The organism is Streptomyces sp. NPDC007162 (assembly GCF_040634175.1).
GTDB lineage: Bacteria > Actinomycetota > Actinomycetes > Streptomycetales > Streptomycetaceae > Streptomyces.
Window position 1 is genome coordinate 13,970 of record NZ_JBEYFC010000027.1, and the last position, 21,110, is coordinate 35,079.

Below are 21,110 nucleotides of genomic sequence, written 5' to 3' on the forward strand. Positions count from 1 at the left end.
GGGGGGCCTCTCAGTCCGTCTCGATGGGGAAGAGGTGCGTGTGGATGCGTACGTGCGCCGCGCTGTCGTCCTCGACGGCCAGTTCGCGGTAGGTGTCGACGACCGCGTGCAGCTTCGCGATCAGTTCCTCGGTGAGTTCCGGCGTGAGCCGTAGCGTCGCGCCGCTCATGTCCCAGGAGCGGTTCCATTCCTCGGGCCAGTCGGCGCGGCTGCCCAGCCAGGTGGACAGGTTCCTGATCTGGGCGGTGGCGACCTCGTGCAGGTACATGTCGGCGGCCCCGCGCACGACCGGGTCGGTGTGCGTGAGCAGCGAGTCGTCGAAGCGCAGGCCCTGGTGTGCCGCCTGCCACCAGCGTTCCCGGCCCTTGCCCCGCTCGGGCGCGTCCACGACGAAGCCGTGCGCCGCGAGCTGCCGCAGGTGGTAGCTGGTGGCGCCGCTCGACTCGCCCAGTTTCTCCGCGAGTTGGGAGGCGGTGGCCGGTCCGCCGAAGCGCAGGGCGTCGAGCAGCTGCATCCGCAGGGGGTGCGCGAGCCCGCGCAGGGAGCGGGCGTCGAGATTGCGGACCTGGGGGTCCTCGGGCTCGTTCATGCATCCGAGGGTAGCCATGCAAAGAGACCTTTGCAACGAGTCTTTTGCATCCGGTTCTTTGCAACTCCTGCTCCCGATGCCGCCTCCGCCCCGCTCAGCCCCCCTCGCTGTCCGCCGCCGCCTGTTCCACCAGCGGGATGATCCTCAGCGGCACGGGGTTCTCCATGACGATCGCCGTGGAGGCGCGGACGATGCCGTCGAAGCCGACGACCCGGTCGATCACCCGCTGGAGGTCGGCGTTGGAACGGGCCACCAGCCGGCACTGCATGTCCCCGGTGCCGGTCGTGGTGTGCAGTTCCAGCACCTCCGGCACGGTCGCCAGGTGCGCCCGCACGTCCGGTCCCTGGCCCTGCCGGATCTGGAGCGTGGCGAACGCGGTGACCGGGTAGCCGAGGGCCGCCGGATCCACCTGCGGGCCGAACCCCTGGATCACCCCGCTCGACTGGAGCCGGTCGAGCCGCGCCTGCACGGTCCCCCGGGCCACCCCCAGCCGCCGCGACATCTCCAGCACCCCGATCCGCGGCTCCCGGGCCAGCAGCACCAGGATCCGCCCGTCCAGATGATCGATCGCCATGCCCGCCTCCGAATGAGCACCCTGTACAGAAAGTCCGCCGAAACGGTCGTACCGCTGAGCATATTGTCCAGCCGAAACGCGAACTATTGCGCACCTTGTCAGGCCGGTTCACCCTTCGAACATGACGCAGACCACACACCACACTCCCGACACGACGGTCCGGCAGGACGACCCCTTCCCGGTCCGGGGAATGGACGCGGTCGTCTTCGCCGTGGGCAACGCCAAGCAGGCGGCGCACTACTACTCGAGCGCCTTCGGCATGCGGCTGGTCGCGTACTCCGGACCGGAGAACGGCAGCCGCGAGACCGCGAGCTACGTGCTGGAGAACGGCTCGGCGAGGTTCGTCCTCACCTCCGTCGTCAAGCCCGCCACCCCCTGGGGCCACTTCCTCGCCCAGCACGTCGCCGAGCACGGCGACGGGGTGGTCGACCTCGCCATCGAGGTCCCGGACGCCCGCCGCGCCCACGCGTACGCGATCGAGCACGGCGCCCGCTCGGTGGCCGAGCCCTACGAGCTGAAGGACGAGCACGGCACGGTGGTGCTGGCCGCGATCGCCACCTACGGCGAGACCCGCCACACCCTCGTCGAACGCACCCACTACGACGGCCCGTACCTCCCGGGGTTCGCCGCCGCGTCCCCGATCGTCGAGCCCCCGGCCCGCCGCACCTTCCAGGCCGTGGACCACTGCGTCGGCAACGTCGAACTCGGCCGCATGAACGACTGGGTGGACTTCTACCACCAGGTCATGGGCTTCTCGAACATGAAGGAGTTCGTCGGCGACGACATCGCCACCGAGTACAGCGCGCTGATGTCCAAGGTGGTCGCCGACGGAACCCTCAAGGTCAAGTTCCCGATCAACGAACCGGCCATCGCCAAGAAGAAGTCCCAGATCGACGAGTACCTGGAGTTCTACGGCGGCGCGGGCGTCCAGCACATCGCGCTCAACACCAACGACATCGTCGAGACCGTACGGACCATGCGCGCGGCCGGTGTCGAGTTCCTCGACACCCCGGACAGCTACTACGACACCCTCGGCGAGTGGGTCGGCGACACCCGGGTGCCGATCGACACCCTGCGCGAGCTGAAGATCCTCGCCGACCGCGACGAGGACGGCTACCTGCTGCAGATCTTCACCAAGCCGGTCCAGGACCGCCCGACGGTCTTCTTCGAGATCATCGAACGGCACGGCTCGATGGGCTTCGGCAAGGGCAACTTCAAGGCCCTCTTCGAGGCGATCGAGCGGGAGCAGGACCGCCGCGGGAACCTCTAGGGAGTACCCCTGAAGAGTGGCGGAGGGGCCGCTAGCCCGGCAGCGGCTCCTCCGGGGGCTCCTCGCCCAGCGCCGCCAGGGCCGATCTCGCCGCCGGGGCCTGCAGCGGGGAGAAGTACGGGTTGACGCGCAGGGCGTCCTGGAGGTGGCGGCGGGCCGGGGCGTCCTCGTCCAGGTCGCGTTCGATCATGCCCCGGTGGAAGGCGTACAGGGCGCTGCGCACCCCGCCGCCCTTCGTCGAGTCCGTGGCGACGGCGGCGTACCGCAGGGCCTCCTGGTCGTCGCCGGCCCGGTGCAGCGCCCAGCCCAGCGCGTCCGCGACCTCGATGCCGGGCTGCCGCTCCCACTCGGCGGTCAGCCGCTGCACGCCCTCCTCGGGGTCCCCGTGGTCCGCCTCGTACTGTCCGATCAGCAGATCGTCGTCGACCCCGGCGGCCAGCTCCTTCTCCACCTGGGCCCGCATCAGCCCGAACTGCGTGTGCGCCTGCCGGTCCATCCCCAGCGACTCGTACAGCTCGGCCAGCTCCAGGGAGACCTGCGGGGCGGCCCGGTGGGCGAGGGCCTCCCGGTACGCGGTCAGCGCGTCCTGGGTGCGGCCCAGCGCGGCCAGCGCCCGCCCCTGCCCGGCGCGCGCGGCCCACTGGTCGGCGTCGAGGCGTACGGCCGCCTCGAAGTGCCGCAGCGCGTCCTCCCGTTCGCCGCGCTCCCAGGCCAGCTGCCCGGCCTGGGTGAGGTACGCGGCCTGCTCGGCCGGCGTCCCCGCGGCCGCCGCCGCGTCCGTCACCTGGGCCACCGCGTCCTCACGCCAGCCCCGGTCCCGGTACACCGCCGAGGCCCGCGCCATCACGGCCGGCTTCACCGCCGCCCGCACCTTCAGCGCCATCAGCTTGTCCAGCGCGGCGCGGGCCGCCTTGTAGTCGCCGAGCCCGTCGCAGGCGTCGATCAGCGCCGGATACGTCGCCCACCGCTTCGGCGCCGCCTTCACCGCCTCCTCCGCGAACCGCCGGCCGTCGGTGAAGTCCCGGCGCGCGTTCGCCAGTGCGGCGAGCCCGTCCAGTGCCTCGGGGTTGCCCTTGGGGGCGACCTGGAGCGAGGTCCGCAGCGCCTGCTCGGCCTTCGGGTAGTCGGCGGTCCCGTCGGTCCGCCGGGCCCGCGCCACGTACGCGGCCCCCAGCACCGCCCAGGCCCGCGCGTCCTTCGGATGCTCCCGCACCCGTAGCTCCCGGGCGCCGATGAGCGAGGTGAGGTCGGGCAGCGCGGCCGGCCGGCCGTCGAGGACGGCCGCCTGCACCGCCGCCGCCCGCGCGCCCGCGAAGACCGGAGGCCCGGCCGCCGGGTGCGGTGCGGCGGCGCGGTGCGGCTCGCGCGGCCACAGCAGCAGCGTCCCGCCCGCCGCCACCCCGCAGACCAGCGCGACGACCAGCAGCCGCCGCAGCACCCGGCGCCCGCGGCGCGGCGGGCCGGGCTCCGCGAGCAGCGACGTACCGGGCCCGGGCTGTCGGTTCTCGAGCGCGCACATGCCGCTCACTGTGCGTCAATACGACCACTGCGTCCGTGCGGCCCAAGGGCGGACCCGGCGGGGTTCACACCGATGGCCCCGGGTGCGACGCTGTGATCATGAGCCGTATCGAAGCGCCTCGTGACGAAGCCACCAGCAACCTCACCGACCGGCTCCTCGGGGGTCTGCCGGCCGACGCGGTGCTCGTCGACCCCGACGTGACCGCCTCCTACGCCAACGACATGGCGAGCTTCTGCCCGGCCGGCACCCCGGCCGTCGTCGTGCTGCCGCGCACGGTCGAACAGGTCCAGCACGTCATGCGCGTCGCCACCGAACTGCGCGTCCCCGTCGTCCCGCAGGGCGCCCGCACCGGCCTGTCGGGCGGCGCCAACGCCGTCGACGGCTGCATCGCGCTGTCCCTGACCCGGATGGACCGCATCCTGGAGATCTCGCCGGTGGACCGCGTCGCGGTCGTCGAACCCGGCGTCGTCAACGCCGCGTTCTCCCGGGCGGTCGAGGAACACGGCCTCTGCTACCCGCCGGACCCCTCCAGCTGGGAGACGTGCACGATCGGCGGAAACATCGGCACGGCCTCGGGCGGCCTGTGCTGTGTGAAGTACGGGGTGACCGCCGAGTACGTCCTCGGTCTGGACGTCGTCCTCGCCGACGGGCGGCTGATGTCCACCGGCAGGCGGACGGCGAAGGGCGTCGCCGGGTACGACCTCACCCGGCTCTTCGTCGGCTCCGAGGGCTCCCTCGGCATCGTCGTACGCGCCGTGCTCGCGCTGAAGCCCAAGCCGCCGCAGCAGCTGGTGCTGGCCGCCGAGTTCTCCTCCGCGGCCGCCGCCTGCGACGCGGTGTGCCGGATCATGGCGGGCGGGCACGTTCCGTCCCTCCTGGAACTGATGGACCGCACGACCGTGCGAGCCGTCAACGAACTCACCCGCATGGGCCTGCCCGAGTCCACCGAGGCCCTGCTGCTCGCCGCGTTCGACACCCCGGACCCTGCCGCCGACCTCGCCGCCCTCGGCAGGCTCTGCGAGGCCGCGGGCGCCACCCAGGTGGTCCCGGCCGACGACGCCGCCGAGTCCGAACTCCTCCTCCAGGCCCGCCGCTCCTCGCTGATCGCCCTGGAGAAGGTCAAGGGCACGACGATGATCGACGACGTGTGCGTGCCCCGCTCCCGGCTCGGCGACATGCTCGAAGGGGTGGAGCGCATCGCCGAGAAGCACCGGCTGACCATCGGGGTCGTCGCGCACGCCGGTGACGGCAACACCCACCCCACCGTCTGCTTCGACGCCCGGGACCCCGACGAATGCGCCCGCGCCCGTGAGTCCTTCGACGAGATCATGGCTCTCGGCCTGGAACTCGGCGGCACCATCACCGGCGAACACGGCGTCGGCGTCCTGAAGAAGGAGTGGCTGGCCCGGGAGATCGGGCCGGTGGGCGTCGAGATGCAGCGGGCCGTCAAGGACGTCTTCGACCCGCTGGGCATCCTCAATCCCGGCAAGCTGTTCTGAACCCATCCGCCGGCGGCCTCACTGGGCGAGCAGCTGGTCGAGCGCGTCGTCGATCCCCAGCCGCGCGCTCTCGGCCCCCGGCGGCACGGCGCGCAGCGTCCGCTCCAGCCAGGCGGACACCTGGGCGGTCGGTGCCTCCAGGAGGGCGTCACCGTCGGGTGAACTCAGCGCCATCAGCACGACGCTGCGGCCCTCCGCCTTCGTCGGCCACACCCGCACGTCCCCGTGCCCGCTCGGCCGGAACACCCCTTCCACGAGCAGGTCGCGGGCGAAGGTCCAGTGGACCGGGAAGTCCGAGGTGATGTGGAAGCTGACATGGACGGCGTAGGGGTCGTCGGAGCGGTAGCGGAGCCGGGCCGGGACCGGGATGCTCCGCTCGGGGGACAGGATGAGCCGCAGCTCCAGTTCGCGTTCCACGACGGTGTGATGCATGGCGTCCGTTTCCTCTCTCGATCAGTCGTACGGGTACCGGTGCCGGGCCCGTACGAGTGGAGAGCCGCCGGGGGCGCGCGCATTACGCGGGTTCCGGGAAATTTTTTTCCGATGTGGTGAAGGGGGTGCACAGGGCTGCCCGGAAAGGGGCGGGTCCTGCGGGACTGGCGGTGACGGGCACCCGGGTCTGATAGATGTGGAGGCTCCCACACGACCCCCGAGCAGATACGGGACGACGGACATGAGCGCCCCAACTCCGGCACCCGGTGACGAACGGCCCCGCGAGGGCTACTACCCGGACCCGTCCATCCCCGGCTACGTCCGTTACTGGAACGGTGCCGCGTGGGTGCCGGGCACCAGCCGCCCGGCCCCGGCCGCCGGTGAACCGCTCAGCCCGCCGCCCGGCTCCCGGCCCGCGGCGCCCGCCTCCGTCGAGGAGACCGGCCCGCACTTCTTCGACGAGGACCCGCAGCCGCCGGCGGCCTCCGGCTGGACGGCCGAGGGGGCCGCCTGGGGCACCGACCCGCGGTCGGCGCCGGGCTCGCCGCCCCAGCCGGACGGCTGGTCCGCCCGTACGGACGGCACGGCGACGACTCCGTCCGCGGACGAGGGGGACCTCGACTCCGGCGGCACGTTCGTCTTCCGCAGGCCGACGGTCGGCCCCGCGGGCACCCGACCCCCCATGGACGACGGCACGATGACCTTCCGCCCGATCCGGGACGAGGCCCCACCGAACCGTGGGACGGCCAACGGATCGCAGGGCAACGGGTCCCAGGGCGCCGGATCCCAGGACGGCGGCGGGGCGGGCGTCGGTCCGGGTGCCGGAGCGGCGGGGTTCGGTGCGCCGGGATCCGGAGGCGCGGGTGCCGCGGGCTCTGCGAGCGCGGCGAGTGGTGCCGGTGCTGCTGGTGCTGCCGGTGGTGCCTCCGGTGTGGGTGGTTACGGCGGTCAGCGTCCCGGCGGTTCCGGCGGATCGGGTGGCGCGGCCGGTTTCGGGGGCCGGGGTCCGGCCGGTTCCGCCGGGTTCGGTGCGCAGGGGCCCGTCGGTGCGCCCGGTGCTTCCGGCGGGGCCGTTCCCGGGCGGCCCGGTTTCGGTGCCGGGAAGGCCGCCGTGGAACGGGCCGCCGCGGCCCAGCCGTTGCCCGCGGGCCCCGCTGCCGCCGTCGCCCCCGCCGTACCCCCGCAGTCCGCCGGGCCCGAGTCCGCGCCCGCCGCCCCCATGGCCGCCGGTTCCGGCGGCGGGCAGTCCTCGTGGCCGCAGCAGGTGCACCAGCTCGCCGGTGACCAGCAGGTCGCGCCCTGGAAGCCGCCGGTGGAGGACGTCTTCCAGGCCGCCGCCCGACGCCAGGCGGCGGCCCGCCCCGCCGGGCTCGGCAGGCGGTTCGGCGCCCGGCTCGTCGACAGCCTGCTCGTCGGCATGGTGACCGCGGTCGCCGCCGTACCGTTCGGTACCAGGGCCGCCGACCACGTGCAGGACAAGATCGACGCCGCCAAGCTGTCAGGGCGTACCGAGACCGTGTGGCTGCTCGACGGCACCACGGGCCTGTACCTGGGCATCGTGCTCGCCGTCCTGCTCGTCGTCGGCCTCCTCTACGAGGTGCTGCCCACCGCCAAGTGGGGCCGCACGCTCGGCAAGAAGCTGTTCGGTCTGGAGGTGCGCGACATCGAGGGCCACGAGCCGCCGGCCTTCGGTGTCTCGCTGCGCCGCTGGCTGGTGTACACCGTGCCGGGGCTGCTCGGCATCGGAGTCGTCGGCGTCGCCTGGTGCCTGTTCGACCGCCCCTGGCACCAGTGCTGGCACGACAAGGCGGCGCACACCTTCGTCGCGGGGGGATGACCCGTACGGCATGACCCGTACGGCCGCTCGCCGGATGCGGGCCCGGCCGCCGCGCGTTCCACTCGGGCCATGAGCACCGAACCGCCCCCGCCCCCGGGTCCCGGAGAGCCGCCGGAAGAGGACCCGTTCAGGAAGCCGCCCCCACCGGGCCGGAACGACGAGGGCCAGGGCGCGGGTTCGCCGTACGACACCCCGTACGGCGGCGCGCACCCCCCGCCACCCTCCTACGGGGGCGGCCCCTACGGGGGCGGTCCCTACGACGGCGGCGGCTACGGTGGCGGCGGTCCTGGCGGTCACCCGGCCGATCCGCTCGCCGGCATGCCCCCGCTCGCGGACAGCGGCAGGCGCACCCTCGCCCGCATCATCGACATGATCCTGGTGCTCATCGTGGTCTGGCTGATCACCCTGGCCTTCGGCGTCCGCGAGTACGAGGTGAACAGCGACCGGGTCGCGGTCGGCAAGTCCCTCGCGCAGTCGATCATCGCCTGCGTCCTGTTCGTCGCGTACGACACCCTGCTGATCGCGAAGTCGGGGCAGACCCTCGGCAAGAAATGGCTGGGCATGCGGGTCGCCAACCTGAGCGACGGCGCCACGCCCTCGACCCAGACCTCCCTGGTCCGCGCCCTGGTGCTCTGGGTGCCGTTCGCCTTCTGCTGCGCCTGCGTCTGGACGGTGATCTGCGGCGGCTGGAGCTTCTTCGACAAGCCGTACAAGCAGGGGCTGCACGACAAGGCCGGGAAGACGGTCGTCGTCAGCACGAGATAGCGAAGGGGGCGCACAGGCAGTCGGCGGGGCCGTCGGTCTCACGGCCCCGCCGGCTCTCGGTCGTCGGTGCGGGCGTCAGGGGGCGGTGGGCTCCCGGACGGGCTCGGCCGTGGCGGCGGCCACGGTCTCCCGGTGCACGGGGACCCGCACGCCGGGCGGTGCGGAAAGGGCGGGCTCGGACCGGGCGACCGTGCGCGGCCGGGGGAGCGGGACCGTCATGGCCACCAGCAGTCCCAGACCGAGCGCGGCGAGCGCGATGACCGCGATCCCGATGCCCGAACTCGTCTGTGACAGCAGCAGCATGGCGAGCGTCGAGCAGATCACGGTGCACGAACCGTAGACGAGCTGTGCCGGGGTCGGACGAGGCATGGCAATCGTGTCCTCGGGAGATGTGGAGGTGAGACGGGGAGCAGGCCTGGCATTTCACCGGCTTCCGGGCGTTCCACCATTCGACTCTATTCGCGTGTGTGCCCGAGCGGAACGACCGGTAAGCGTGACCTAACCCACGGTACCGGTGCACAGGGGGCGCACGGTCGCATGGGTCTCGCCAACCGGATGCATATGCGCGCCGGTTATCCATGTCCGACTCCGGGCCGGAGTGTCCGTAAAGCGAACTTCAGCTCCGCATACTGGAATTGAAGTGTCTGAGTCAAGGTCTGTCTTTTCTCGTAAACCAGTAGTCAAATGACGTCACTTGAATCGACGCGTTGATCGTGCGCGCACGGACCCCCAACCATCACCCGGTCCCCCTTCCGTGCGCGCGGCGCGGGGGAGGAACTCAAGTGACCAGCAGACCCTGGACGTTCAGAGCGATCGCCGTCGGCGTGACGCTCGCGACCGCCTCCGCAGGTTTCGCCACCTTCGCGGTCGCGCAGGCCGCGACCCCGGCGAAGAGCGCCATCGTCGACCGACACGACCCGTCGGCGAAGCAGGACGAGCACGACCTGGACGGCCCGCTGAGCAAGACCCAGGAGGCCCAGCGGCAGGAGGCCCTCGACCAGGTCATATCCGGTAAGGCCCAGGTCAAGGACCGGGACGGCTCCAAGGTCGTCCAGCTGAAGGGCAAGAAGGGCGCCGGCAAGTACGTCGAGCTCGGCCGGGAGAAGACCGACAAGATCTTCACCATCCTGGTCGAGTTCGGGGACCAGACCGACCCCCGGTACAACGGCACGGCCGGCCCGCTGCACAACCAGATAGCCCAGCCCGACCGCGCCAAGGACAACTCCACCGCGTGGCAGGCGGACTACAACCAGCAGCACTTCCAGGACCTCTACTTCGGCACCGGCAAGAACACCGAGTCGCTGAAGAAGTACTACGAGAAGCAGTCCTCGGGCCGCTACTCGGTCGACGGTGAGGTCACCGACTGGGTCAAGGTCCCCTACAACGAGGCCCGTTACGGCAACAACGCCTGCGGCTCCACCACCTGCTCCAGCGTCTGGAACCTGGTGCGCGACGGCCTGAACGCCTGGGTCGCCGACCAGAAGGCGGCCGGCGAGTCCGACGCCGCGATCAAGGCGGACCTCGCCCAGTACGACCAGTGGGACCGCTACGACTACGACGGCGACGGCAACTTCAACGAGCCGGACGGCTACGTCGACCACTTCCAGATCGTGCACGCCGGTGAGGACGAGTCCGCGGGCGGCGGCGCCCAGGGCACCGACGCGATCTGGGCGCACCGCTGGTACGCCTTCGGCACCGACGCCGGCGCCACCGGCCCGGCGGACAACAAGCTCGGCGGCACCCAGGTCGGCGACACCGGCATCTGGGTCGGCGACTACACGATGCAGCCGGAGAACGGCGGCCTCGGCGTCTACGCCCACGAGTACGGCCACGACCTCGGCCTGCCGGACGAGTACGACACCGACGGCGGCGAGAACTCCACCGGTTTCTGGACCCTGATGTCCTCCGGCTCCTGGCTGGGCACCGGCAAGGAGGCCATCGGCGACCTGCCGGGCGACATGAACGCCTGGGACAAGCTCCAGCTGGGCTGGCTGAACTACGACACGGCCAAGGCCGGCACCAGGTCCAGCCACAAGCTGGGCGTCGCCGAGTACAACACGAAGAACAAGCAGGCCCTGGTGGTCTCGCTGCCCGACAAGGCGGTCACGACCACGGTCGTCGCCCCCGCCCAGGGCTCGTCCCAGTGGTGGAGCGGCAGCGGCAACGACCTGAAGAACACGCTGACCCGTGACGTCGACCTCACCGGCAAGTCGTCCGCGACGCTCTCGCTGGACGGCTGGTACGACATCGAGGCGAACTACGACTACCTGTACGCCGAGGTGTCCACCGACGGCGGCGCCAACTGGACCGCCCTGGACGGCACGGTCAACGGCACGGCCATCCCGCGCGACGGCAGCGACAAGCCGGCGCTCACCGGCTCGATCTCCGCGTACGCCAAGCTGTCGTACCCGCTGGACGCCTACGCGGGCCAGAAGGTCCAGCTCCGCTTCCGCTACCAGACCGACGGCGGGGTGGCCCTGAAGGGCTTCGCGGCCGACGAGATCACGGTGACCGCGGACGGCGCCACCGTCTTCTCCGACAACGCGGAGTCGGCGGACGCCGCTTGGACCGCGGCCGGCTTCTCCCGCATCGGCGCGTCCTTCACCAAGGACTACGCGCAGTACTACATCGCGGAGAACCGCCAGTACGTGTCGTACGACAAGACCCTCAAGGTCGGCCCGTACAACTTCGGCTTCTCGACGACCCGTCCGGACTGGGTGGAGCACTACCCGTACCAGAACGGCCTGTTGATCTGGAAGTGGGACACCTCCGAGGCGGACAACAACACGCACACGGGCGACGGCGGTCACCCGGGCACCGGTCTGATCCTCCCGGTCGACTCCCACCCGGCGCCGCTGAAGTGGTCGGACGGCACGCTGATGCGCAACCGCGTCCAGGCCTACGACTCTCCGTTCAGCCTCTACTCGACCGACGGCATCACGCTGCACAAGGCGGACGTCGCCACGAAGATCAAGGGGTCGCGCGGGGTGCCGGTCTTCGACGACCACACCAGCACGTACTACGACTCGTCGAACCCGACCGCCGGTGTCAAGATCACTGACACCAACACCAAGATCAAGATCCTCAAGGAGGCGCGAGATGGCTCCACGATCTCCCTCCAGGTCGGTCCCGCGGTGAAGTAGTTCTTATTTCCGCAGGTCAGACGCGTATCGGCGGCAACCCCTTGGCGGGTCGCCGCCGATCGTGTTTAGGTGCGTCCTGTGACCTTCTTATTGACACCGACGCACACGGGGGTGTGACCGCATGACCGCAGGAGGGTTCTGCAAGTTGCCGGACGGCATGGTGGTGGTGGCGCTGAACCTACCCAGCCCGACCACCACGGACGGCTCGTCGGCCGTCCGCGTACTGGTCCACGCCCAGAACCGCGCCCGAGCCCTGACCAGGCTCCGCAACCTCGGCATGCGGGCGGTCTACCTGCGGGGCAACGCCGCCCCGCCGACCCCGGACGAGATCACAGCCGTCCTCCACCACCCGGACGGCCTCATATGGCGAACGACCCCTGACAACGGTGTCACCCCCCTGGAACTCTGGAGACCGATCAGATCCCTGCTCCAACGATCAGCAGCAGCCTGACCGGCGGCGGAGCTCACACCACAGGCTTGCCCGTGAGCTCCACGCCCGCCTCGCGGAGCTCCTCCAGGGCCCGCTGGGTGGTCGCCTCGGCCACCCCCGCCGTGAGGTCCAGCAGCACCTGCGTGCGGAAGCCCTCCTTCGCGGCGTCCAGGGCGGTGGCCCGCACGCAGTGGTCCGTCGCGATGCCCACCACGTCCACCTCGTCGATCTTGCGGGCGCGCAACCACTCCGCCAGCTTCACCCCGTTCTCGTCGACCCCCTCGAACCCGCTGTACGCCGCCGCGTACTCCCCCTTGCTGAACACCGCGTCCACCGCCCCGGAGGCGACCGCGGGGGCGAAGTTCGGATGGAAGCCCACGCCCTCCGTACCGGCGACACAGTGCGCCGGCCAGCTGCGGACGTAGTCCGGGTTGTCGGCGAAGTGGCCGCCCGGCGCGATGTGGTGGTCGCGGGTCGCCACCACGTGGCGGTACCCGGCCGGCGCCTGACCGATCAGCTCCGTGATCGCGGCGGCCACATCGGCACCCCCGGCCACGGCGAGGCTGCCCCCCTCGCAGAAGTCGTTCTGCACATCGACGACGATCAAGGCGCGGCGCATGGTGGGTGCCCTTCGGATTCGGTATCGGCTGGTGTCGAGGGGGGAGACGCAGAATGAAGGCGTGCGGGTCCGGCCTGAACCTCCGAGCGTAGAGACTTACGGGGGCGTAGGGGAGGGGGCTTTGCAGGGCGCGTACGCGGGCACTCGCTCTAGCTACCCGAGCGCCCCTGCACGTACTCCGTCGGAATGACCGGTTCGCCCCGGGAGAGCTGGGTTGCGGAGAGGGGCAGATTGGCCCTGGCCGCCGCGTGGCGTGCGCGGGGCGCGTCCAGGGGCTCGCGCGCCACCACGTCGCCGGACTTCACCAGTTCGACCAGGAGCTGCCGTTCGGCCAGGTCGGCCGGGATCTCCCCGGTGCCCACGACCTCGGCCTCCGCCACCCCGTCGGCGTCCAGCCGCCGCGCCGCCCACTTGCGCCCGCCCACGGAGGTCTTGCCGCCCGAGGACCTCTTGGCCACCGGCACCAGCCGCGCCTTCGGGTCGGCGGACTCGGCGCGGGCGACCAGCTTGTAGACCATGGAGCAGGTGGGGTGGCCGGAGCCGGTCACCAGCTGGGTGCCGACGCCGTAGGCGTCCACCGGCGCGGCGGCCAGCGAGGCGATCGCGTACTCGTCCAGGTCGGAGGTGACGACGATCTTCGTGTCGACCGCGCCCAGCTCGTCCAGCTGCTGGCGCACCCGGTGGGCTACCAGCAGCAGGTCGCCGGAGTCGATGCGCACGGCGCCCAGCTCGGGTCCGGCCACCTCCACGGCCGCCCGGACCGCCTCGGCGACGTCGTAGGTGTCGACCAGCAGGGTGGTGCCCCGGCCGAGCGAGTCGACCTGGGCCCGGAAGGCGTCCCGCTCGTGGTCGTGCAGGAGGGTGAAGGCGTGGGCGGAGGTGCCGACGGTGGGGATGCCGTAGCGGAAGCCGGCGGCCAGGTCGGAGGTGGTGGCGAAACCGCCGACGTAGGCCGCGCGGGAGGCGGCGACGGCGGCCAGTTCGTGGGTGCGGCGGGCGCCCATCTCGATCAGCGGGCGGTCCCCGGCGGCCGAGGACATGCGGGAGGCGGCGGCCGCGATCGCCGAGTCGTGGTTGAGGATGGAGAGGATCACGGTCTCCAGGAGCACGCACTCCCCGAAGGACCCCTCCACCCGCATGACCGGCGAGCCCGGGAAGTAGACCTCGCCCTCGGGGTAGCCCCAGATGTCACCGCTGAAGCGGTAGCCGGCCAGCCACTGGAGGGTCGGGCCGTCGACGATGCCGCGCTCCTCCAGGAAGCGGAGCACGTCCGCGTCGAACCGGAAGTTCTCGACCGCGTCCAGGACCCGTCCGGTGCCCGCCAGCACGCCGTAGCGGCGCCCTTCCGGCAGTCTCCGGGTGAAGACCTCGAAGACGCTGTGCCGCTCCGCCGTCCCCGCCTTGAGGGCGGCCTGCAACATCGTCAGCTCGTACTGGTCGGTGAAGAGCGCCGTCGACGGAACATCCACCGGCAGCCCCAGGTCCGCAATGTTCATGACCGAGACTGTACCCCCATTTCGTCAGTGTGACGATTTTTCCCCGGCGTGGCAGCATGGGCCATGTGACGTCACCTGCTCCCGTAGAGATCGAACGCACCGAGTCGGCGGAGGAGACCTTCGCCGTACCCGAGCCCGACGTCCCGTGGATCACGCTCGTGCACAACGACCCCGTCAACCTCATGAGCTATGTGACGTACGTCTTCCAGACGTACTTCGGCTATCCCAAGGACAAGGCCACCAAGCTCATGCTGGACGTCCACCACAAGGGCCGGGCGGTCGTCTCCAGCGGCACCCGCGAGGAGATGGAGCGCGACGTGCAGGCGATGCACGGCTACGGCCTGTGGGCCACCCTCCAGCAGGACCGGAAGTAGCGCCGGAAAGCAGCCAGCAGCCAGCAGCCAGCGGCCGGCGGCCCCGGAGAGCAGTCCCGGAGGCGCGGCCGGACTCCTCGACCAGGACCGGAAGCAGCGAACCTTCTCCATGCCAGGAACCTTCGAACCGCTCCCCGGCGGCGGCGCGGCCGTCGCCCTCGACGAAGTCGAGATCTCCATCATCCGGTCGCTGGCCGTCCAGCTCCTGGAGCTCATCGGCCCGGGACCGGCCGAGGACGCCTCCGACGACCCCCTCGCCGAACTGTTCGCCGAGGGCCCCAGCGAGGCCCCCGCCGACCCGGTGCTGCGCCGGCTCTTCCCGGACGCCTACGGCGACCCGGAGCGGCTCCCGGGATCGCCCGAGGAGGCCGCGGAGCACCAGGCGCACTCCGCCGAGTTCCGCCGCTACACCGAGAACGACCTGCGCGCCCGCAAGCGGGAGAGCGCCCTCGTGGTGATCCGTTCCCTGGACGCGCTCGCGCCCGTGGAGGAGGGCGGCGCGGTCCTGGAGCTGGCCCCCGGGGAGTCCCGGGAGTGGCTCGGCGCCCTCAACGACCTGCGCCTCGCGATCGGCTCCCGGCTGGACATCACCGACGAGGACGACACCGATCTGCTCTACCGGCTCCCCGACGAGGACCCGCGCAAGCCGATGGTGATGGCGTACCTGTGGCTCGGCGGCCTCCAGGAGACCCTGGTCGCCACCCTCATGCCGTAGACGCCGTCCCGTATGGCGTAGAAGATCCGGATTTCGCGTTCGCTCAGAGGACGCTCAAATCCGGATAACGATCCCGTCACCGTTGCGGCCGTTTATGACCTTTTCGGCCGCACTTTGTCCGCTTCTTCCAGTGGTGTGCGCCACACTCCCGTCCGGCGGATACCGGTGATCAATGTTGCGGCCGTGATAAATCTTCACGACCGCCCGGCGAACACCACCCATGTGTCGTCCGGGTGCGCCACCGAACCGGCGACCGCCGGTCAGGCACCGCTCCATCAATCCGGGGGGATCGAAACCCGATCCGAGGCCGACCAGAGGCCCGGTTCGGCATGGAGAAAGGCGCACACCACACATGACCTCCGCTCAGGTCGACACGTCGCAGAACGGCTCCGGAGCCGCCGGGCCCGGCGAAGCCCCCGAAGAGGGGTACGAGCGCGGACTCGGCAGCCGCCAGGTCCAGATGATCGCGATCGGCGGCGCCATCGGCGTCGGACTCTTCCTGGGGGCCGGGGCGAACATCGCCAAGGCCGGGCCCAGCCTGATCCTCATGTACGCCCTCGCCGGCGGCATCATCTTCTTCATCATGCGGGCGCTCGGCGAACTGCTGCTCTACCGTCCGGTCTCCGGCTCCTTCGCCGAGTACTCCCGGGAGTTCCTCGGCCCGTTCTTCGGCTACTTCACCGGCTGGACGTACTGGCTGATGTGGGTCGTCACCGGCATGGCCGAACTGACGGCCGCCGCGATCTACGTCCACTACTGGTTCCCGGCCATCCCCCAGTGGGTGACGGCCCTGGTGTTCCTGGTGGTCCTCTTCGGGGTCAACCTGATCTCCGTGAAGGTGTTCGGGGAGCTGGAGTTCTGGTTCTCCATGGTCAAGGTGACCGCCCTGATCGGCATGATCGTGATCGGCCTCGGCGTCCTCACCTTCGGCTTCAGCTCCGCCGGCGACACCGCGTCGGTCGCGAACCTCTACCAGTTCGACGGCTTCTTCCCCAAGGGCGTCGGCTCCTCCCTGATGACCCTCCAGGGCGTCATGTTCGCCTACCTCGCGGTCGAGCTGGTCGGCGTCACCGCCGGCGAGTCGGAGAACCCCGAGAAGACCCTCCCCAAGGCGATCAACACCCTGCCCTGGCGCATCGCCCTCTTCTACGTCGGCGCGCTCACGGTGATCCTCTGCGTCGTGAAGTGGACCGAGTTCGCCCCGGGCGTCTCCCCGTTCGTCGCCGCCTTCGCGAAGATCGGCATCCCGGCCGGCGCCGGCATCGTCAACTTCGTCGTGCTGACCGCCGCGCTGTCCTCCTGTAACTCCGGCATGTACTCCACCGGCCGCATGCTGCGGAACCTGGCCGACAGCGGTGAGGCCCCCGCCGTCTTCAAGAAGCTCTCCGCGTCCAGGACCCCGGCGTTCGGCGTCACCGTCTCGGTCCTCTTCATGGGCATCGGCGTGGTCCTCAACTACGTCGTCCCGGAGAAGGCCTTCGGCTACGTCACCTCCGTGGCCACCGCGGCCGGCATCTGGACCTGGCTGATGATCCTGATCAGCCACGTGCTCTACCGCCGCGCGGTCGACGCGGGCCGCCTGCCGGCGTCCTCCTTCCCGGCGCCGGGCGGCGCCGTGTGCAGCTGGATCGCCATCGCCTTCCTGCTCTTCGTGACCTGCCTGATCGCGTACGACGCCGACTCCCGGATCTGCCTCTACGTGATGGCCGGCTGGGCCGCCGCGCTCGGTGCCGGCTGGCTCGTGCTGAAGAACCGCAACCCCGAGGTCACCGGGCGGCGCGAGCAGTCGTCACCGGCGAAGGTGAGCTGACCACCCCCTTCGGACGTCCGCCCCGGGGAGCACTCGTGGCGCTCCCCGCGGCAGCCGCTCAGGGCGTCCGGCATCCGGGCCGCCCCGTACCACCCATCGGTACGGGGCGGCCCTTCTGCTTATCCTGGCGACCATGCTGACCATCACCCAGGCCCTCGTCGACCAGATCGTCGCCCACGCGCGCAAGGACCACCCCGACGAGGCGTGCGGCGTCGTCGCGGGACCGGCCGGTTCGGACCGGCCCGAGCGCTTCATCCCGATGCTGAACGCGGCGATGTCCCCCACGTTCTACGAGTTCGACTCCGGTGACCTCCTCAAGCTCTACCGCGAGATGGACGACCGCGACGAGGAGCCGGTGGTGATCTACCACTCCCACACCGCGACGGAGGCGTACCCCTCCCGGACCGACATCTCGTACGCCAACGAGCCCGGCGCCCACTACGTCCTCGTCTCCACGGCCGACACGGACGCCCTCGGCGACTTCCAGTTCCGCTCGTACCGCATCGTGGAGGGCGAGGTGACGGAGGAGGAGGTTGTGATGGTGGAGTCGTACTGAGACGGAGGGCCCATGCCCTCTTCTCAGGTTCTGGTCGGAATCCGTCCACCATGCGGAATCACACTCCAGGACCCGGTCCGGGAATCGATACGATGACCCCATGGTTTCCTACGACGTGAGCGAGAAGGCGCCGGGCAGCATGCTCGTGGCGCGGCTGCACGTCGACCTGTGCAGGCTGAACAGCGCCATCTGTTGACGTTTCCCTGCCGCCGTACGGCCGTGAGCCGCGGCGTGCCGCTGCGCGCCCACCCACCCAGACTTTCCGACAGGAGCCCGCAACCATGGCCATCGAGGTCCGTATCCCGACCATCCTCCGCCAGTACACCGACGGCCAGAAGGCGGTGGAGGGCAGCGGTGAGACCCTCGCCGACCTCTTCAACGACCTCGAGACCCGCCACGCCGGAATCCACGCCCGCATCGTGGACGACGGCAAGCTGCGCCGCTTCGTGAACGTGTACCTGAACGACGAGGACGTCCGTTTCGTCGACGGCATCAACACCAAGCTCTCCGACGGCGACACCGTGACGATCCTGCCGGCCGTGGCCGGCGGCATGGCCTGAGATCGGCATGCGCTACGACTCCCCGTTGGCCGCGGTCGGCAACACCCCCCTGGTGCGCCTGCCGCGGCTCTCGCCGTCCCCCGAGGTCCGGATCTGGGCCAAGCTGGAGGACCGCAACCCGACCGGCTCGGTCAAGGACCGCCCCGCCCTGCACATGATCGAGCAGGCCGAGAAGGACGGCCGGCTCACCCCGGGCTGCACCATCCTGGAGCCGACCTCCGGCAACACCGGCATCTCGCTCGCGATGGCCGCCAAGCTCAAGGGCTACCGGATGGTCTGCGTGATGCCCGAGAACACCTCGCAGGAGCGCCGTGACCTGCTGGGGATGTGGGGCGCGGAGATCATCTCCAGCCCGGCGGCCGGCGGTTCCAACAACGCCGTGCGGGTGGCCAAGGAGCTGTCCGCCGAGCACCCGGACTGGGTGATGCTGTACCAGTACGGCAACCCCGACAACGCCGGCGCGCACTACGCGACGACCGGCCCCGAGATCCTCGCCGACCTGCCCTCCGTCACGCACTTCGTGGCCGGACTCGGCACGACCGGCACGCTGATGGGCGTCGGCCGCTACCTGCGCGAGCACAAGCCGGACGTGAAGATCGTCGCCGCCGAACCGCGGTACGACGACCTCGTGTACGGACTCAGGAACCTCGACGAGGGCTTCGTACCCGAGCTGTACGACGCCTCCGTGCTCACCACCCGCTACTCGGTCGGCTCGGCGGACGCCGTGACCCGGACCCGGGACCTGCTCCAGCAGGAGGGCATCTTCGCGGGCATCTCCACCGGTGCCGCGCTGCACGCCGCGATCGGCGTCGGGAAGAAGGCCGTACAGGCCGGCGAGGGCGCGGACATCGTGTTCGTCGTCGCCGACGGCGGCTGGAAGTACCTGTCGACCGGCGTCTACACCGCCGCCACGACCGAGGAAGCCATCGAGACCCTCCAGGGTCAGCTCTGGGCATAGGGCTCATCATGCACGCGTCAACCCCCTCTCATGAGGGGGCCAACGCCCCCTACGCCGCAGTAAAGATCTTCGCGCGGGGGAACCGACCTTGAGGTCGTCCCGTTAGGTTCTGCTCCGTCCTGTCATGCCACGCTCATCGGCATCCCAGGGTGTTCAGAGTGTCATGCTCATGACTGCGCGCTCTCTGCCGCCGCTACGCGCGTCACGGGCCTGCCTTGTAACCCCACCGATGGAGGCAGTACCCCATGCGTGAATCACGACGGAGCGTGCGAAGACTCATCGCCTTCGCCTTCCCCGCCCTCGCCCTGGCCGTCTCGGGTTTCGTCGCGGCCCCGACCGCGCAGGCACAGGCGACCGCCCACGGCTCGGGGACCTCCCCGGCGTCCCAGAGCCCCAGGGTCACCCAGAACGCCAAGGCCCTCACCGACCCCGCCCGGCAGGCCGTGCACAGCACCGGCAAGGCCGGCCAGAAGGTGCCCACCGAGCACCTGTGCGCCACCGTCACCAAGCCCGGTGAGGTCAACTGCTTCGCGCAGCGCCGCACCGACATCAAGCAGCGGCTGACCGCCGCGCTCGCCGCGGCCCCCTCCGGCCTGAGCCCCACCAACCTGCACAGCGCCTACAACCTGCCCTCCACGGGCGGTTCCGGCCTGACCGTCGCCGTGGTCGACGCCTACAACGACCCCAACGCGGCCTCGGACCTCGCCACTTACCGCTCGCAGTACGGCCTGTCCGCGTGCACCGTCGCCAACGGCTGCTTCAAGCAGGTCAGTCAGACCGGTTCGACGACCTCGCTGCCGACGAACGACTCCGGCTGGGCCGGTGAGGAAGCGCTCGACATCGACATGGTCAGCGCGGTCTGCCCGAACTGCAACATCGACCTCGTCGAGGCGAACTCCGCCACCGACGCCGACCTCGGCACCGCCGAGAACGAGGCCGTCGCGCTCGGCGCCAAGTTCGTCTCCAACAGCTGGGGCGGCTCCGAGTCCTCCTCGCAGACCAGCGAGGACACCTCGTACTTCAAGCACCCGGGCGTCGCCATCACCGTCTCCGCGGGCGACTCCGCCTACGGCGCCGAGTACCCGGCGACCTCCCAGTACGTGACCGCCGTCGGCGGCACCGCGCTCTCCACCTCGTCCACCACCCGCGGCTGGACCGAGTCGGTCTGGAAGACCAGCTCCACCGAGGGCACCGGCTCCGGCTGCTCCGCCTACGACGCGAAGCCGAGCTGGCAGACCGACACCGGCTGCACCAAGCGCATGGAGGCCGACGTCTCCGCGGTCGCCGACCCGGCCACCGGCGTGGCGGTCTACGACACCTACGGCGGCTCCGGCTGGGCCGTCTACGGCGGCACCAGCGCCTCCTCGCCGATCATCGCGGGCGTCTACGCCCTCGCGGGCACCCCGGGCTCCAGCGACTACCCGGCGAAGTACCCGTACGCGCACACCGGCAACCTGTACGACGTGACCAGCGGCAACAACGGCTCTTGCACCACGGCCTACTTCTGCACCGCCGAGACCGGCTACGACGGCCCGACCGGCTGGGGCACCCCGAACGGCACCGCCGCCTTCACCGCAGGCACCAGCAGCGGCGGCAACACGGTCACCGTCACCAACCCCGGCAGCCAGTCCACCGCCACCGGCTCCGCGGTGAGCCTGAAGATCTCCGCCACCGACAGCGCGAGCGCCACCCTCACCTACAGCGCCAGCGGGCTGCCCACCGGCCTGTCCATCTCCAGCTCCACCGGCCTGATCTCCGGCACGGCGTCCACCGCGGGCACCTACAGCACCACCGTCACCGCGACCGACTCCACCGGCGCCTCCGGCTCGGCCTCCTTCACCTGGACCGTCAGCACCAGCGGCGGCGGCACCTGCACCTCCTCGCAGCTGCTGGGCAACAACGGCTTCGAGTCGGGCAACACCACCTGGACCGCCTCCAGCGGGGTCATCACCAACTCCACCAGC

Annotated in this window: 21 protein-coding genes; 14 read left to right on the plus strand and 7 right to left on the minus strand. The window is 70.8% G+C overall.

The window, feature by feature from the left end:
* Positions 1 to 10: 10 nt before the first annotated feature.
* Both ABZ646_RS05500 and ABZ646_RS05505 read right to left on the minus strand, forming a co-directional pair.
* The gene (locus ABZ646_RS05500) at positions 11 to 589 is read right to left on the minus strand and encodes a helix-turn-helix domain-containing protein (RefSeq protein WP_360513208.1); all 579 of its coding nucleotides are present in this window, start codon (positions 587 to 589) and stop codon (positions 11 to 13) included.
* 94 nt (positions 590 to 683) lie between these two features.
* Positions 684 to 1,163: an Lrp/AsnC family transcriptional regulator gene (locus tag ABZ646_RS05505; RefSeq protein WP_358983400.1), complete on the minus strand. Its 480-nt coding sequence runs from the start codon at positions 1,161 to 1,163 to the stop codon at positions 684 to 686.
* Between the two features lie 121 nt (positions 1,164 to 1,284).
* Here ABZ646_RS05505 and hppD point away from each other — a divergent pair, with 121 nt between their 5' ends.
* Positions 1,285 to 2,433, plus strand: a complete 1,149-nt coding sequence (gene hppD, locus ABZ646_RS05510) for a 4-hydroxyphenylpyruvate dioxygenase (protein ID WP_360513210.1) — start codon at positions 1,285 to 1,287, stop codon at positions 2,431 to 2,433.
* A 31-nt stretch (positions 2,434 to 2,464) separates the two neighbouring features.
* On the opposite strand, the gene ABZ646_RS05515 is transcribed toward hppD, so the two are convergent.
* Positions 2,465 to 3,952 carry a hypothetical protein gene (locus tag ABZ646_RS05515; protein ID WP_360513212.1) on the minus strand — a complete coding sequence of 496 codons (1,488 nt, stop codon included), beginning with the start codon at positions 3,950 to 3,952 and terminating at the stop codon, positions 2,465 to 2,467.
* Between the two features lie 92 nt (positions 3,953 to 4,044).
* On the opposite strand from ABZ646_RS05515, the gene ABZ646_RS05520 reads away from it, so the two are divergent.
* Entirely contained in the window at positions 4,045 to 5,451 is a 1,407-nt protein-coding gene (locus ABZ646_RS05520; RefSeq protein WP_360513214.1) for an FAD-linked oxidase C-terminal domain-containing protein, read from the plus strand.
* An 18-nt stretch (positions 5,452 to 5,469) separates the two neighbouring features.
* On the opposite strand, the gene ABZ646_RS05525 is transcribed toward ABZ646_RS05520, so the two are convergent.
* Positions 5,470 to 5,883: an SsgA family sporulation/cell division regulator gene (locus tag ABZ646_RS05525; RefSeq protein ID WP_360513216.1), complete on the minus strand. Its 414-nt coding sequence runs from the start codon at positions 5,881 to 5,883 to the stop codon at positions 5,470 to 5,472.
* 241 nt (positions 5,884 to 6,124) lie between these two features.
* Between ABZ646_RS05525 and ABZ646_RS05530 the strand changes: the two genes are divergently transcribed.
* On the plus strand, positions 6,125 to 7,720 hold the full coding sequence (locus tag ABZ646_RS05530; RefSeq protein ID WP_360513218.1) for an RDD family protein: 1,596 nt from the start codon (positions 6,125 to 6,127) through the stop codon (positions 7,718 to 7,720).
* 69 nt (positions 7,721 to 7,789) lie between these two features.
* On the plus strand, positions 7,790 to 8,485 hold the full coding sequence (locus ABZ646_RS05535; RefSeq protein WP_360513220.1) for an RDD family protein: 696 nt from the start codon (positions 7,790 to 7,792) through the stop codon (positions 8,483 to 8,485).
* A 75-nt stretch (positions 8,486 to 8,560) separates the two neighbouring features.
* Here ABZ646_RS05535 and ABZ646_RS05540 read toward each other — a convergent pair whose 3' ends face one another.
* The gene (locus ABZ646_RS05540; protein WP_360513222.1) at positions 8,561 to 8,854 is read right to left on the minus strand and encodes a hypothetical protein; all 294 of its coding nucleotides are present in this window, start codon (positions 8,852 to 8,854) and stop codon (positions 8,561 to 8,563) included.
* A gap of 413 nt (positions 8,855 to 9,267) precedes the next feature.
* On the opposite strand from ABZ646_RS05540, the gene ABZ646_RS05545 reads away from it, so the two are divergent.
* Both ABZ646_RS05545 and ABZ646_RS05550 read left to right on the plus strand, forming a co-directional pair.
* On the plus strand, positions 9,268 to 11,628 hold the full coding sequence (locus ABZ646_RS05545; RefSeq protein WP_360513224.1) for an immune inhibitor A domain-containing protein: 2,361 nt from the start codon (positions 9,268 to 9,270) through the stop codon (positions 11,626 to 11,628).
* 121 nt (positions 11,629 to 11,749) lie between these two features.
* Positions 11,750 to 12,079 (plus strand): hypothetical protein, encoded by a 330-nt coding sequence (locus ABZ646_RS05550; protein ID WP_360513226.1) that lies wholly within the window; start codon positions 11,750 to 11,752, stop codon positions 12,077 to 12,079.
* A 13-nt stretch (positions 12,080 to 12,092) separates the two neighbouring features.
* Here ABZ646_RS05550 and ABZ646_RS05555 read toward each other — a convergent pair whose 3' ends face one another.
* Together ABZ646_RS05555 and ABZ646_RS05560 are read right to left on the minus strand one after the other, a co-directional pair.
* On the minus strand, positions 12,093 to 12,677 hold the full coding sequence (locus tag ABZ646_RS05555; protein ID WP_360513228.1) for an isochorismatase family protein: 585 nt from the start codon (positions 12,675 to 12,677) through the stop codon (positions 12,093 to 12,095).
* Between the two features lie 149 nt (positions 12,678 to 12,826).
* Positions 12,827 to 14,173 (minus strand): nicotinate phosphoribosyltransferase, encoded by a 1,347-nt coding sequence (locus ABZ646_RS05560; RefSeq protein WP_360513230.1) that lies wholly within the window; start codon positions 14,171 to 14,173, stop codon positions 12,827 to 12,829.
* A 56-nt stretch (positions 14,174 to 14,229) separates the two neighbouring features.
* On the opposite strand from ABZ646_RS05560, the gene clpS reads away from it, so the two are divergent.
* The 8 genes from clpS to ABZ646_RS05600 all read left to right on the plus strand — a co-directional run.
* The gene (gene clpS, locus ABZ646_RS05565) at positions 14,230 to 14,547 is read left to right on the plus strand and encodes an ATP-dependent Clp protease adapter ClpS (RefSeq protein WP_351501662.1); all 318 of its coding nucleotides are present in this window, start codon (positions 14,230 to 14,232) and stop codon (positions 14,545 to 14,547) included.
* A gap of 109 nt (positions 14,548 to 14,656) precedes the next feature.
* Positions 14,657 to 15,262 (plus strand): DUF2017 domain-containing protein, encoded by a 606-nt coding sequence (locus ABZ646_RS05570; protein ID WP_360513232.1) that lies wholly within the window; start codon positions 14,657 to 14,659, stop codon positions 15,260 to 15,262.
* A 352-nt stretch (positions 15,263 to 15,614) separates the two neighbouring features.
* Positions 15,615 to 17,072: an amino acid permease gene (locus tag ABZ646_RS05575; RefSeq protein WP_360513234.1), complete on the plus strand. Its 1,458-nt coding sequence runs from the start codon at positions 15,615 to 15,617 to the stop codon at positions 17,070 to 17,072.
* A gap of 133 nt (positions 17,073 to 17,205) precedes the next feature.
* Positions 17,206 to 17,628 (plus strand): M67 family metallopeptidase, encoded by a 423-nt coding sequence (locus ABZ646_RS05580; RefSeq protein ID WP_360513236.1) that lies wholly within the window; start codon positions 17,206 to 17,208, stop codon positions 17,626 to 17,628.
* Positions 17,629 to 17,728: 100 nt separating this feature from the next.
* Positions 17,729 to 17,824: a putative leader peptide gene (locus ABZ646_RS05585; protein WP_360513238.1), complete on the plus strand. Its 96-nt coding sequence runs from the start codon at positions 17,729 to 17,731 to the stop codon at positions 17,822 to 17,824.
* Positions 17,825 to 17,909: 85 nt separating this feature from the next.
* Positions 17,910 to 18,188 (plus strand): MoaD/ThiS family protein, encoded by a 279-nt coding sequence (locus ABZ646_RS05590; protein ID WP_358983369.1) that lies wholly within the window; start codon positions 17,910 to 17,912, stop codon positions 18,186 to 18,188.
* Positions 18,189 to 18,195: 7 nt separating this feature from the next.
* Positions 18,196 to 19,146 carry a cysteine synthase gene (locus tag ABZ646_RS05595; RefSeq protein WP_360513240.1) on the plus strand — a complete coding sequence of 317 codons (951 nt, stop codon included), beginning with the start codon at positions 18,196 to 18,198 and terminating at the stop codon, positions 19,144 to 19,146.
* Positions 19,147 to 19,391: 245 nt separating this feature from the next.
* Positions 19,392 to 21,110, plus strand: a 1,719-nt coding sequence (locus tag ABZ646_RS05600) for a putative Ig domain-containing protein (RefSeq protein ID WP_360513242.1), incomplete at its 3' end; no start/stop codon positions are given.

Bases quoted from the DNA above. Each gene is read 5' to 3' on its own strand.
- ABZ646_RS05500 (WP_360513208.1), bottom strand. From the start codon at position 589: ATGAACGAGCCCGAGGACCCCCAGGTCCGCAATCTCGACGCCCGCTCC.
- ABZ646_RS05505 (WP_358983400.1), bottom strand. From the start codon at position 1,163: ATGGCGATCGATCATCTGGACGGGCGGATCCTGGTGCTGCTGGCCCGG.
- hppD (WP_360513210.1), top strand. From the start codon at position 1,285: ATGACGCAGACCACACACCACACTCCCGACACGACGGTCCGGCAGGAC.
- ABZ646_RS05515 (WP_360513212.1), bottom strand. From the start codon at position 3,952: ATGTGCGCGCTCGAGAACCGACAGCCCGGGCCCGGTACGTCGCTGCTC.
- ABZ646_RS05525 (WP_360513216.1), bottom strand. From the start codon at position 5,883: ATGCATCACACCGTCGTGGAACGCGAACTGGAGCTGCGGCTCATCCTG.
- ABZ646_RS05530 (WP_360513218.1), top strand. From the start codon at position 6,125: ATGAGCGCCCCAACTCCGGCACCCGGTGACGAACGGCCCCGCGAGGGC.
- ABZ646_RS05535 (WP_360513220.1), top strand. From the start codon at position 7,790: ATGAGCACCGAACCGCCCCCGCCCCCGGGTCCCGGAGAGCCGCCGGAA.
- ABZ646_RS05540 (WP_360513222.1), bottom strand. From the start codon at position 8,854: ATGCCTCGTCCGACCCCGGCACAGCTCGTCTACGGTTCGTGCACCGTG.
- ABZ646_RS05550 (WP_360513226.1), top strand. From the start codon at position 11,750: ATGACCGCAGGAGGGTTCTGCAAGTTGCCGGACGGCATGGTGGTGGTG.
- ABZ646_RS05555 (WP_360513228.1), bottom strand. From the start codon at position 12,677: ATGCGCCGCGCCTTGATCGTCGTCGATGTGCAGAACGACTTCTGCGAG.
- ABZ646_RS05560 (WP_360513230.1), bottom strand. From the start codon at position 14,173: ATGAACATTGCGGACCTGGGGCTGCCGGTGGATGTTCCGTCGACGGCG.
- clpS (WP_351501662.1), top strand. From the start codon at position 14,230: ATGGGCCATGTGACGTCACCTGCTCCCGTAGAGATCGAACGCACCGAG.
- ABZ646_RS05570 (WP_360513232.1), top strand. From the start codon at position 14,657: ATGCCAGGAACCTTCGAACCGCTCCCCGGCGGCGGCGCGGCCGTCGCC.
- ABZ646_RS05575 (WP_360513234.1), top strand. From the start codon at position 15,615: ATGACCTCCGCTCAGGTCGACACGTCGCAGAACGGCTCCGGAGCCGCC.
- ABZ646_RS05580 (WP_360513236.1), top strand. From the start codon at position 17,206: ATGCTGACCATCACCCAGGCCCTCGTCGACCAGATCGTCGCCCACGCG.
- ABZ646_RS05585 (WP_360513238.1), top strand. From the start codon at position 17,729: ATGGTTTCCTACGACGTGAGCGAGAAGGCGCCGGGCAGCATGCTCGTG.
- ABZ646_RS05590 (WP_358983369.1), top strand. From the start codon at position 17,910: ATGGCCATCGAGGTCCGTATCCCGACCATCCTCCGCCAGTACACCGAC.
- ABZ646_RS05595 (WP_360513240.1), top strand. From the start codon at position 18,196: ATGCGCTACGACTCCCCGTTGGCCGCGGTCGGCAACACCCCCCTGGTG.